12 protein-coding genes are annotated in these 12525 nt (G+C 59.1%); 10 read left to right on the top strand and 2 right to left on the bottom strand.

Annotated elements, in window-relative coordinates:
- Nucleotides 1–145 precede the first annotated feature (145 nt).
- Entirely contained in the window at nt 146–1426 is a 1281-nt protein-coding gene (locus tag HMPREF2527_RS06990) for a Fic family protein (RefSeq protein ID WP_070507361.1), read from the top strand.
- A gap of 605 nt (nt 1427–2031) precedes the next feature.
- On the opposite strand, the gene HMPREF2527_RS06985 is transcribed toward HMPREF2527_RS06990, so the two are convergent.
- Both HMPREF2527_RS06985 and HMPREF2527_RS06980 read right to left on the bottom strand, forming a co-directional pair.
- Nucleotides 2032–2679: a Fic/DOC family protein gene (locus HMPREF2527_RS06985; protein WP_070507358.1), complete on the bottom strand. Its 648-nt coding sequence runs from the start codon at nt 2677–2679 to the stop codon at nt 2032–2034.
- Nucleotides 2679–2888 (bottom strand): hypothetical protein, encoded by a 210-nt coding sequence (locus HMPREF2527_RS06980; RefSeq protein ID WP_070507356.1) that lies wholly within the window; start codon nt 2886–2888, stop codon nt 2679–2681. Before HMPREF2527_RS06980 ends, HMPREF2527_RS06985 begins: the two co-directional genes overlap by 1 nt.
- Before the next feature lie 512 nt (nt 2889–3400).
- On the opposite strand from HMPREF2527_RS06980, the gene HMPREF2527_RS06975 reads away from it, so the two are divergent.
- From HMPREF2527_RS06975 to HMPREF2527_RS06930, 9 genes are all read left to right on the top strand, one after another.
- The gene (locus HMPREF2527_RS06975; protein ID WP_070507353.1) at nt 3401–3643 is read left to right on the top strand and encodes a hypothetical protein; all 243 of its coding nucleotides are present in this window, start codon (nt 3401–3403) and stop codon (nt 3641–3643) included.
- Between the two features lie 77 nt (nt 3644–3720).
- Nucleotides 3721–4023, top strand: coding sequence for an antitoxin VbhA family protein (locus tag HMPREF2527_RS06970; protein ID WP_070507349.1), 303 nt, complete (start codon nt 3721–3723; stop codon nt 4021–4023).
- A 2-nt stretch (nt 4024–4025) separates the two neighbouring features.
- Nucleotides 4026–4214 carry a transcriptional regulator gene (locus HMPREF2527_RS06965; protein WP_070507347.1) on the top strand — a complete coding sequence of 63 codons (189 nt, stop codon included), beginning with the start codon at nt 4026–4028 and terminating at the stop codon, nt 4212–4214.
- A 19-nt stretch (nt 4215–4233) separates the two neighbouring features.
- Nucleotides 4234–4794: an ATPase gene (locus HMPREF2527_RS06960; protein WP_070507346.1), complete on the top strand. Its 561-nt coding sequence runs from the start codon at nt 4234–4236 to the stop codon at nt 4792–4794.
- A 67-nt stretch (nt 4795–4861) separates the two neighbouring features.
- Complete coding sequence (locus tag HMPREF2527_RS06955; RefSeq protein WP_070507345.1) at nt 4862–5128, top strand: antitoxin VbhA family protein; 267 nt, start codon at nt 4862–4864, stop codon at nt 5126–5128.
- Between the two features lie 3 nt (nt 5129–5131).
- Complete coding sequence (locus HMPREF2527_RS06950) at nt 5132–5767, top strand: Fic/DOC family protein (RefSeq protein WP_070507342.1); 636 nt, start codon at nt 5132–5134, stop codon at nt 5765–5767.
- Nucleotides 5768–6328: 561 nt separating this feature from the next.
- Nucleotides 6329–9181 (top strand): hypothetical protein, encoded by a 2853-nt coding sequence (locus HMPREF2527_RS06940; RefSeq protein ID WP_246824787.1) that lies wholly within the window; start codon nt 6329–6331, stop codon nt 9179–9181.
- 272 nt (nt 9182–9453) lie between these two features.
- Nucleotides 9454–10590, top strand: a complete 1137-nt coding sequence (locus tag HMPREF2527_RS06935) for an acetate/propionate family kinase (protein ID WP_070507335.1) — start codon at nt 9454–9456, stop codon at nt 10588–10590.
- A gap of 290 nt (nt 10591–10880) precedes the next feature.
- Nucleotides 10881–12482, top strand: a complete 1602-nt coding sequence (locus HMPREF2527_RS06930; protein WP_070507333.1) for a M48 family metallopeptidase — start codon at nt 10881–10883, stop codon at nt 12480–12482.
- Nucleotides 12483–12525: the final 43 nt, after the last annotated feature.

The raw sequence follows: 12525 nt of genomic DNA, 5'->3' as shown, positions 1-12525 counted from the left end.
GTCTGAGTCGGGAGCCTGCCGGCACCCTAACTACCTATTTGTGACCTGGATTATGAAATAAATCGCGGATTTTTTCACTATTTCCTGAAAATTGGGAGGATAATGAAAAAAACCGCGATTTTTTACACCATCAAGGAGGGCACACGTGAATACCACCGGCACAAGGTACCGCACCCTCAAAAGCATCTTCCACGAACGCGGCAAAGCCGCCGCACAAACCGAACTGCAGGCACGCCGCAACGGCCACTCCACCTACCTCCTCAACGAATTCACGGTGGGGGAGCACCCCCTGTTCTACCTGGCAGACCGCATCGCGCTCGCATCCTTCGAACGCATCATGCGCCGTGAACGGCACATTGAACAGCTGAGCTCCCAACTGCCCAGCATCGCCATGCAAAGCTACCTACTCGACCTGGCAGTACGCAGCATCGTGGCGTCCGACCGTATCGAAGGTGTGCACACCACACGGCAGCTCATCTCTGAGGCGCTCACCTCCGGCGACAGCGAAGACCCCCGCGCTAAGCGCGCCGTCGAATTCGTGAACCTCCTCAAAGACCTGGGGGCAGGCCGCCCACCCTCCACGGTTGAGCAGGTGCGTAGCCTCTACGACACGCTACTCGAAGGGCACCTCGCCGAAGAAGACCGCCCAGACGGGGCTCTATTCCGCACCAAACCCGTGGTTATCCACGACAACACCCGAGAAATTCACCGCGCCCCCGACAGCGAAGTAACCATCACCGCCAACGTTCAGGCGGCGCTTGACCATGCCCTCGACCCGAACGTGCCGGCGCTATTCTCCGCGATCGCCGCGCATTTCATGGTGGAATACACGCACCCTTTCTACGACGGCAACGGCCGCCTGGGCAGGTACCTGCTGGTGTCCCACCTGGGGCAGACACTCACCCGGCTGACGACCCTCACCCTGCCGAGCACGCTCAACATTCAGAAGAGCCGCTACTACAAGGCGTTTAGCGCGGCGGAAGAACCCCTCAACTACGGTGAGGTGACCGGTTTTCTGCATGTTTTTCTGGGGCTGATCGAGCAAGCGCAGGAGCACCTGGTAGACGAGTTGGAATCACGTGACCGTGCGTGGCGTGCCCTTGGCAAGCGTATCGCTGAGCTGGAGGGCAGCCGCACCTGGACGGGTGGCACCCCCGGGCTGACTTCGAAGAAGCTTGATGATGTTCTGCGGCTGCTGTACCTGCTGGGGCAGGTGCAGATTTTCCGTGCGCCAGTCGCCCCCACTTCGAGCGAGTTGCAGGAGGTGCTGGGGGTTACGGCGCCGACTCTGCGCGATAGGCTCAAACTGTTGCAGGGGCTTGGGTTTGTTGAGGGTGTGAAGGCTGGCCGCACGATGCGCTGGTCCCTCACCGAGGCGGGAACCGCCCTGCTGGGCCTGCCCGCCGTTGATGACGACGAAGAATAGCCCGCGAGCATAAGAAGCAGGGGAGGGGCCGCACCAGAGTGCGTCCCCTCTCCTGGGCTGTAGTTAAAACAGAAAAGGCACCCGTAAGGGTGCCTTATGTGTCAGGATCGCCAAGAACGGCCGGAATACTCCAGCTTTCATACCTTGACGCCTTCATCCCTCGGCCCGGAGGCGGTAATCCATCGTTTTATCCTGACAACCCCCACTATACGGAGGTTATACCTACCCCCGCAACCGTTTCAGTCATGCGCGGTCGGGGTCAGGTTCGGCGCACAAAAAAGGCGAACCCGGTGAGGGCCCACCCTTAAAGCGTTATGAGGCGCTACCCTATGGGGAACACGCCTCATACCCATGACAAGGTCCACGGCTTCGGCCAAACAGGCTTCCCCCCGCAGCCTCATCCTTTCCCCTCCCTACACAGAAAATCTGATAGGAACTCACCAATTACATGATGAGCAGCACGGTAACTTGCGCAGAGCGTACGAGATGAGTTTTAACTTGTACCTCAAGGTTACCAAGCACGGGAATCTCCGGCAACGTGGTTGGTCACGCCAGGAATCCCACTAGAGGCAATACCCGCCGACCTTTAGAACAAGATCCGGCGGCTACTCAGCAATCGCCTGCGCCAGCACCTCGGCAAGGCGTGTGCTTCTGCCGGTGTCCTGACCCTCAAAACGCGCCTCCACGAACTCATCACGCAAAGCCGCGGCCACCTCAAAAGCGGCAGGCACCAGACGGTACCCGGCATGCTCAGCAAGCTGACTGAAAAACACGAACTGGGTGCGGGTATTACCCTCACGGAACGCATGCACCACATTCAGCTCATTCCACAGCTCAGCGAACTCACGCACAAACTCCTCACGTGAAAGACCCGCCAGGTAGTTCTTAGCCGCCAACCCGCGGTAGAGCCGGTTCGCCTGCTCCAGCATCGGCTCACCCGCAGGGAAATACCGGTGCCCCTCCTTGCTCATACGCGGATCCCAAAAACTGGGGGCGGTACGCTCCTGACCAGCCCACTCATACACGTCCTGGAAGAGGAAACCGTGAATCGCCTTCATATGCGCAAAATCGAAATTGCCGCGGATAGGCTGCTCGGCGAGCATGCGCATCCGCTCAAAAACCAGTGCCTCTTCAAGCACCCGAAACTTCACCGGGTCAGTCTCACCGTACGGCTTGCCGGGCGCCGTGAAAAGGTTCCGAAGAACGCGCGTTCCGGGAATGTAGTAGCCCTCCCAGGTGTACTGCTTCACCACTAGTTACCTCCCAAAATGTGGCGGATGCACGCCGCCTTGTACTCCTCGAAGGAGATGCCGCCGTGCGCTCGCTGGTTCAGAAGCTCAAGGATGCGCGGGTCAGTGATGACGTGCCCGGCGAGGTTCATGCCCGCCTCCGCGAACTTCAGGGATTCCTCGGGGGTGATGGGGTTGGTCGAATCGTCGGTGTGGGTGGCTGGTGTTGGCATGGCTTCCTCCCTTGAAGATTTACCCTGTAGGTTCGGTGAGGGGAACGCGATACAGAAATATAGGAATCTGTATATGCGGTTTTCTGGCTTCCGGCGTTGGAAGCGCATTGAATAGAAAAGAGTGGACAGAAAAGGCGAACCCGGTGAGGGACCGCCCTTAAAGCGTTATGAGGCGCTACCCTACTGGGAACACGCCTCATACCCATGACAAGGTCCACGAGTTCGGCCACATAGGCTTCCCCTCGTAGCCCCATCCTTTCCACCCCCTACTCGGAATAAAACCCGGTAGGAACTCGCCGTACATGGCAAGCAACGCTACACAGCTGTAGAGCGTACGGGATGAGTTTTAACTTGTACCTCAAGGTTACCAAGCACGGGAAACTCCGGCAACGCATACGGTCATTTTGGCGGTGCCCTCCCCCGAATGACCGTGGGCAGTGCCTGTTTTCGGTACCTGGGTTAGGCTGGAATATACGAGGTGCCTCCCTAGAGTAAACGAAAGGACCCACCTAATGGATCGCATGCTGATTGTAGGCGTCAATGAAATGGCGCGTTTCCTGGGTATGACCCCCGCGAGTCTGCTCCGCCGAGGCGAGCTGCCCGAGCCTGATTTCATGTCGCATAGCGAGAAGCGAATCTGGCTGCCGGCAACCGCGGAGGCGTGGAATGCGGAGTACACGAGCCGCCCCGAATATGGGGAGTGGGGGCGCCGTCGACGCGAGAAGAAACAGGCAGCGGAAGAGCTCGCTGACTAGGCAAAACCCCGCCCACGAAGTAGTGGGCGGCTCTCACAAACAGCTATCCACCAACCACACCTGCGAGGAGAACACTCATGGGAGAGTATTTCGACCTTCCTGACCGTTACCCAGATTTGTTTGAACAACTCAACGATAAGCAGAAACGAGGTATTACTCAGACTCTCGCGTCAGCGTGGCTTGATGGCTACGAACATAGTCGCGAAGAGATTGCTCGTCTTATTGATTTAGAGCTAGGCCGCATCAGTTGGGAAGAATACCGAAAGCAGGTTCTGGAGCGCGCCCTCAATAAGCAGAGGTCGCAAGAAGCAAAATCTTCCACCGAACCCAACGAAATCGAGCAGTACCAGCCCGTCGACTACCTTCCGGAAAGGGGATAACCGTGAAAGACAGCACCCCCGATTTTGAGGCGCTCCACAAGTACCTCGTAGACAACAGCTCAGAGGTCTTCACCCCGCTCATCGAAGCCGAAGAAGACGAAGAAAAACGCCGCTTCTACCTTGCCCTGCAGACCTACTCCCTGCAGCAGAAGCAGCGCATTGTTCTCGCCGACGAGAACTTCGTCGTCTAGGCAGTCTAAGGAGCCGCACATGAAGCCCCAATACATCATCATCGGCGGGGTCAACGGAGCCGGTAAGAGCACCCTCTACCGCACCAACCCGCAGATTTTCGGCGCCACCCGCCGCCTCAATGCCGACGAGAAACTCCGCGCCGCAGGAGGCGACTGGCGCAACCCCGCCGACGCCGCCCGCGCCATGCGAGACACCGTGCAAGACCTGCGCCAAGCGCTCGCGGCCGGTGAGTCCATCCACCAGGAAACCACTCTTGCGGGTAACGCCAAATCCTTCCAGAACCTCATCGACCGCGCCCACGCCCAAGGGTACGAGGTGACCCTACTGTACGTGACGCTCAACAGCGCCGACACCGCCGTGGACCGGGTCGCCGCCCGAGTCGCCAAGGGCGGCCACGGTGTTGACGAGGCAGATATCCGCCGCCGCTACGACAGCTCCCACGCGAACCTGCAGGCGCTCGCCTCCTCCGTGGACATCCTGCGGGTCTTCGACAACACCCGCTGGTACGAACCGGTGTACTGGCGTGCCGGTTCAAAGGTGTTGCTCGACGAGCCGAGATACGGTCTGCACATCAGCTAACCGTCACCTCCCACCCTCACGACCCGACCGTGAGACCGACCTGCGAAGGTCAAGAAAGGAACATACAGTGTCAGATCATTTTGACCTGCACCTGCGCTACCCCGAACTATTCGAGCCGCTCACCGAAGAGCAGCGCCGCAACATCATGCAGCCCCTCGCCTCATCCTGGCTTGAGGGCGACAACCCCACCCGCGAAGACGTCACGCTACTCATCGACTACGAGCTTGGGCGAATCACCGCGGAAGAATACGACCGGCAAGCACTAGCGAAGGCGCTCGCCTACCAGGTGCTGACAAGCCAAAACGTGGACCAGCATGCAGAGGAGGGCGAATAAACCGTGAGTCATCAGCAGAACTGGGCGGCGTACTTCTACCCCGAGCCCTACCAGCACGTCATGCGGAACAAGCCGGGCATCAAGGACCCCGCGGCGCTTTCGCTCTACGAGCACCGCATCATCACCCGACGAGGCTACGAGCTCACCAAGAACCCCGAGCTCATCGCTCACACCTTCGACGCGGAGCACCTCAAGGCCATTCACCGCTACCTCTTCCAGGACGTGTACGACTGGGCGGGGGAGTACCGCACCGTGGACATGTCCAAGGGTGTAAGTGCTTTCGCGAGCGTTCAGGACGGGCCTTTGAGTATTGACCGGTACCTCGACTACGTTTTCGCCACTAGCCGCGCGACTGACTGGGCGAGCCTGAACCAGCAGGAATTTGTGGAGGTTGCCGCCGCGATTTTCGCGCACCTGAACCAGTCGCACCCTTTCCGTGAGGGTAATGGTCGTGCGACCCGCATTTTCATGGATCATGTGGCGGCGCGTAGTAATTTCCGGTTTGATTATGCGCGTGCTGGCCGCCGCGGCTGGAACCAGAGTTCGATGTTTAGCGGCCCGGATCGCGGGTATTTTGAGGTGCATCCGGAGGAGCTACATCAGCTGTTCAGCATTATTACTGTGCCGCGTGATGCCTAGTCAGGCAACTAATACACCTCGGGCAGATACCCGATGAGGGCATTAAAGCGCGGATGTCCGCCACCTTATTGGTAAGGCGGCGGGTTTTCCCTGTATGCGCGGGGATGAGCCCGACAGACACGCTTATATGTTGGATTTTGGTCACATTATTGTATATTTGTCCCGTACCCAATTTCGGTGCATGCCCGAGAAGGCAGCATCTCAGCCGACGTTGGCTGTTCATTATAGACGGTTGAGCTCGACCCAAGCATGCCTGAAGTGCACTGACTTCTCGGGTCCATCCTTATGCAATTAGGGGCCCCTCGTCGCGCAGGCGCAACTCGATGCGAAGTCGAAGGCTGAGGTAGAGCTTTTGCTCATGCAGGCTCGGACTGCTCTCGATCCGAGCATAGATGTCCAGGTAGCTCTCAACGACCTCCAAGCCCGTTTTCCGAACGACGAACTTATTAACGAGGCCGTACACCTGAACTCGAATACCGAATGACTGGAAACATAATGGTGATCAATCACAAGCGACGGGGCGAAACACAGAGCGCTGCTCCTAGCCTGCATCTGAGAGACATGCCCATCGAGCACTTGTATGCGCGCTATCAAAGGATAGCGCGGAACCTGCCGAGACGGATCCGCTGGCTTGCTTTGATATTCGCGCCAACGAGCACGAGTTTCACCGTCTTCACCGCTGGCCTACTGAATGTTGCAGGGGCTCTGATGATTACGGCAGGTATCGGCCAGGTAACGTCAGGTGAGAGGACCCCAGGCAGTGCTATTTGGTTACTCATCTTCGCTTTCCTGGCTGAAAGCCTAGGGTACTGGGTGAAGGAACGCCAAGAGCTTATTCTCACGATCGCGGTTCGACAGCTCACATACCGCCGTTTCCGGGACATCTTTAGTAGGTCATCCCATCCGCCGGAAGCTCACGGGCATGTTCTCACATACCCAGGACAGATCAGCCAGTTTGCCTTCGTTGTTGATTTCGCCGTTTCAACCGTTCAGATTATTGCCTTTCTCGCGGCTTCGCTCGCGCTATATGGTGCAAGCGGCGCCATCGCTGCGTTGCTCATCACTGGATTGGTATTCGTCAGCGTCCGTCTCATCAACTTGGTGGGCCGACTATGGGAACAGTACGTCGCTCTAGAGGGAGAGCGTCGGCAGTGGATCCAGCGTGTAGCAAACGCGCTGCCTCGAGGGCAAAGCATCCCCAGCTGGGGTACCGCCCTGGACAAGGTCGCTAGCATCCGAAACACCGAAGAGCAGCTTCTGCGCAGACGGGTCCCGTTGCAGGTCCTGAATGGATTCCTTGAACGGGGAGCACTAACTGCGGTGCTCGCTGTGGTTGCGGTCCTCGGCGCGTGGCTCTGGCCATCCGCTCATTTCGGTGTTGGAATTATTTTGGCAGCCCGCTACCTGTACGCAGCGGTGCAGAACAACATCGTAAACTATCGGGTTATTCGACTCGCTGTGCCAATGATGCGTGAGCTCGACAAGCTCGAGTCGTCTCCAAATTGCACGGTTAAACAGCAGGACTGGGTGGGGCAGCCTTCAAACTCTAGAGAGGTGCTTGCAGCTACGTCTGAGCGCGCTGAAGCATTGCGCACATCCGTGACCACCCCCGATTCTGCTTTCGTACCACGCAACCCGGAAGTGTCCCATTCGGTGTTGTCAGCGTGGCGAGCTTCTGCTTCGCCACATCAGGTATCCCGGTTCACTAGCCTCGCTTTAGGTATGGGGCTCACTGAGGATGTGATCGGGCGGTTCTGGCAAGACGCAACAACCTTGTCGTCAGGAGAGAGACACCGTGCTGCTGTCGCAATCGTTTTGGCAGACAAACCGGACTGGCTAATTTTGGACGATACGTTCGCAGCGCTTGATCCTGTAACACGAGAAGTGGTTGCCGAGAGGATCTTAGAGTGCGTGCCAACGTGCACACTTCTGGCAAGCTCGGAGGAGTACGTACCGAGTGCCTTCACCCCCGGCAATGATGCGAGGGTAGACCCTCTTGAGTTGCAGGCTCATAGCCCCGGGGCAGCTAAGGAGGCAGATGCTGGTTCGACGGATGTGAGCGAGGGACAGGACCTTCCTGACCCTGAGCCGAAGCGTGCCACATTCCGACGATCGGCCCTGTTGCTGTTTGGGCCGCATTTGGTGTGGATTACGTGTGGCGCCCTACTCTTGAGCGGATCCGAAGTTGCTTTTGCAATGACGATTGCTCACAGTGATGGGCTGTCTGCTCAGGTTGCTGGAGTGTCAGCTACTTGCGCACTGGCAGCAATTGTTGGGTCCGTCATGTTCTTTGGCCCGCTCTACTGGGCTCCCATCGCTAGGCTGAGCGATTTGCACGACCGGATTATACGCAGGCTCGATCGATTCGCTAGTCCTAGAACAAGCGGTGCGGTCATGGGGCGGATGGGTGAAGACTTCTCCGACCTTCAGATGTCGGTGCCTAGCGCCCTGGGTTCGGTATTTATGGTCATTCTACAGACCTTTATGCTCATCGGAGGCGCAGTGGCCGGCGCCCCGCTGTTCATAATCGTTGTGTTGGCGGTAGCACCCCTAGCGATGCTTGCTATGCGTCAGGGTTCAAAGTGGATTCTCCCTGCCTCGACGACGGCTGCCAATCGCCGAGGTGACTTCATCGGGGTGGTTGGTGCCCAGGCTGGCTTACACGCTGCGCCCGTCAGTGCAGGGCTACGTCGGGCTGGAGAAGAAGCCTACGCTCATTCGGAGGCTGCATACGTCAGCAGCTCGATTCAGTTGGCGAACGCCTACGCACTGCGTACGGGACTGATTCAGTCGCTTGTGGTGTCACTGAATGTTTCTGCAGTGGTATTGGCACTGATGGTCGAAGGATCGAACTCAGTGGTTGCTCCCGCGGTCGTAATATATTTTGCAGTAACTCTGTCATCTGGCATCCAATCTACGGTGGAGACGCTGCAACAGGTTGGTGTAGTCAGCTTGACTGCGGAGCGTGTTCGGATGCTTGAAGAGTACCGGGCCGACCGTTCTTATCCGCCCGTGCGGTCTGCTGACCTGGCTCTGCTTGAGAGCGTTCTTGACTCTGGATGTTCTATGGTTGCCTTGATTGGACCAACTGGCGCGGGGAAGTCCGTCATGCTTGATGCTCTATACCGCCGGTATCCCCAAGGCGAAGTGGTAATCGTACCAGATATCGATCCGTTCGCATCTGAAGCATCGAATTCGAGCGGGCTCATGCTTGCGCGTTCCGTGTTACGTGAAGGCGCTGCCCGGCTTGTGTTGCTTGATGAGACCTTGAAGGCTCTCACTCCGTCAGAGGAGCGCGCTGAGCTCGAATCGATGGCGTGCGCTATCGAGGGCAGTGACAAGCAGGTTGTGATTGTCCTTCACTCGCGCTCTAACCTTGATCGTTTCAAAGAAGTGGTGAATTTAGATGAGTGAGCTGACCCAAGTACTACGTTTTTCTCCAAGAACTATCGAGGACGAAATGCGAATCTATAGGGCCAAACCTATAGCGTGGACCGATTCGTCGGTGGCACTTCTGAACGAGTACGGCGCCACACTGTGCACACCCGCCCCTCCTGCCCCCGATAATGCCCCGATACTGCCCGCGACAAAAACCCCCGTTAAAAATACGGTCGGGGCCGTCTCGCACGCAGGCTCGAAAAGTGCGAGAATGGAGCAGAAAAGAAAACTACGAAAGAGACACTTTCATGCTTATTCTCGTTGTGAACGCTGGTTCTTCCTCCCTGAAGTACCAGGTGCGTGACACCTCCCTGCCCGAGGCAGAGCAGATGCTGACCTCCGGCCTCGTCGAAAACATCGGCACCGACGTCCCCAACCACGAAGTCGCATTCGACATCATGTCTGAGAAGCTCGAGCCCGTCCTGCACGGCCGCGAGCTGCAGGCAGTCGGCCACCGCGTGGTGCAGGGTGCAGAGAAGTTCACCCACCCCGCCCTGCTCACCGAGGAAGTTGTCCAGCAGATCGACGACCTCTCCCCGCTGGCACCGCTGCACAACCCCGCACACGCTCAGGGCATGCGCGCAGCAATGCACAAGTGGCCCTCCCTGCCGCAGGTTGCTATCTTCGACACCGCGTTCCACTCCACCATGCCTGAAGAAGCATGGCGCTACGCGATCCCCTACGACCTGGCTGACAAGTACAGCATCCGCCGCTACGGCTTCCACGGCACCAGCCACGAGTACGTCTCCCACGTTGCAGCTGACATGCTCGGCATTGCACGCGACGAGTTCAACGGCATCGTTGCTCACCTCGGTAACGGCGCGTCCGTAACCGCTGTGAAGGGCGGCAAGTCCGTCGACACCTCCATGGGCTACACCCCGCTGGCTGGCCTGATCATGGGTACCCGCTCCGGCGACATCGATCCCTCGGCACTGACCACCATCCTGATTCGTGAGGGCATTGACGGTGCACGCCTGGACACCATCCTGAACAAGGAGTCCGGTCTGCTCGCACTGGCTGGCTCCAACGACATGCGTAAGGTCGTTGAGGCCGCACAGTCCGGCGACGAGCGTGCACAGCTCGCACTGGACATGACCTCCTACCGCCTGATGAAGTACATTGGCGGCTACAACCTGGTTGTTGGCGGCGCGCAGGCACTGATCTTCACCGCTGGTATCGGTGAGAACTCCGGCGACTTCCGCAAGCTGGTCCTGGACCGCCTCGGCGCTCTCGGTATCAAGTACAACGAGGAAGAGAACGCTAAGCGTTCCCCCGAGCCGCGCGTGATTTCCACCGAGGATTCCGCTATCAAGGTGCTGGTCATCCCCACCAACGAGGAGAAGGCTATCGCTGAGGCTACCGAGGAACTCGTCAAGAGCCTCTAAGCCCCACGCACCCCGCCGTATAGGCGGCTCAGCGTAAAGTTATCCGCCGTAGCGCCCATTCCGTATGGGTGCTGCGGCGGATTTCTTATGCCCGCGAGGCGGCGCGCCCCGGAGTCTCTGCGCTGTGCGCCCCGGCGCTGTGAATTCCGGCGTGGTGTATTCCGATGCTGTGGCGTACTGTAGCGTCGTGAATGGGCATTCTATGAGAAAAAGCGCATTCACATTCACTAGTAAGTGCCCAAAAACGATAGAGTGGAATCAGATAACACTCGATACGAAGCGGACGAGACATGACTCAACCCCCTGAAAACCACCAGCAGCCCGGCGGGCAGTTCAACGCCCAGCCCGGCCAGCAGGCATTCCACGCCCCCGGTGAGCCCCTCCCGCAGGACCTCTCCGCCGGCTGGCTCCCCGAAGATGAGCGCCAGAAGCCGGTCAGCCCCCTACCCCAGCCGAAGCTCTTCGCCTACCAGTCGATGCTGCCGCCGAAGGTGCTGCACGCGCTGCGTCACCCCTCCGAAATTCCGTGGCTGGTCGCCGCCTACGCCGTCACCGCGGTCGGCTACATTGTGCTGTTCATGGCGCTGGCTGACCTGTTCAGCTCGATGATGCGTTACGTCTTCAGCTCAACCGGTGAAGGCTCGGTTCGAGTACCTTCCGGCAGCACCTCCGCAAGCCTGGAAGACCTGATTTTCCAGACGGTTGGTCTGCTCATCCTGGGCCCGATTGCCATCTTCATTGTTCGTGCAATCTACTACGCACAGCAGCGTGTTCGCGGTGTGCGCATCACCCCGACCCAGTTCCCTGAGGCGTACCAGATGCTCGCCGAAGCAGCGGAGGCGGCGGGCCTGCGCCGCGTGCCGGACGCGTACGTCATCCTCGGTAACGGCGTGATGAACGCTTTCGCGGCAGGTCACGGCTTCCGCCGCTACATCTGCCTGTACTCTGACCTGTTCGAGATCGGTGGTAAGTCCCGTGACCCGGAGGCGCTGCGCTTCATCATTGGCCACGAGGTGGGCCACATCGCCGCAGGTCACGTCGGTTATTTCCGTCTGATTTTCACCACGCTGTTCAACCAGATTCCGGTGCTGTCGAGTGCGCTGTCCCGCTCGCAGGAGTACACCGCCGACAACTTCGGCTACCGCTTCTGCCCCGAGGGCGCTGAGGGCGCTATCAAGGTGCTTGCGGCAGGTAAGTACCTGAACAAGCAGGTCAACTTCGATGAGCTTGCCGACCGTGCCGTGACCGACCGCGGCCTTGCCGTCTGGTACGTGAACCTCCTGGCAAGCCACCCCATCCTCACCTGGCGTGCGCATGCGCTGCGTGACCGCACCCAGCCCGGCCGCCTGTTCTGGCGCCCGACTGAGAACCCGGTCAAGGACGCCGCACCGCGCGTTCCTGTCCTGATTCCGGCGGCGGAGCCGGTGCACATGTGGCCCGACCCGATTCAGTCCACCGAGTTCATGCGTGAACACCAGGATGTTTGGGCAGACCACACCCTGGAAACCGTGGATGTGTACTCCAAGCCCGAGAACGCCCCCGAGTTCGACGCGAACTCTACGCTGTTCGCTGGCTGGCTCACCGAGCAGGCTCGTGCCTTCCACGGCCAGCGTTGGGATGCGTACGCTGCCGCCGGTGGCGTGCCGGCACCGGGCGCTCCCGGTGGCCCGCAGATGCCCGCACCGGGTCAGCCTGCCGCAGGCCAGAACAGTGCAACCCAGAACGGTGCAGGCCAGCCCGCACCTGAGCAGCCCTCTAATGGCCAGCCTAACGGCCAGTCTTCTAACGGCCAGCCTGCTCCCGAGCAGTATGGCTACGGCCAGTACGGCAACAACTCCTCTGAGGGTGGCTCGTACGGTCAGGGTTACGGCTTCGACGGCGATAAGAAGTAGCCAGTATCCGCCCGGGTGCGCTCTAAGCGCCCGCCTGAGCCGC

The sequence above is a fragment of the Rothia sp. HMSC071B01 genome (genome assembly GCF_001808945.1).
Lineage (GTDB): Bacteria > Actinomycetota > Actinomycetes > Actinomycetales > Micrococcaceae > Rothia.
The sequence above is the reverse complement of the archived record's forward strand: the minus strand, read 5'-3'. Positions and strand labels throughout refer to the sequence as shown.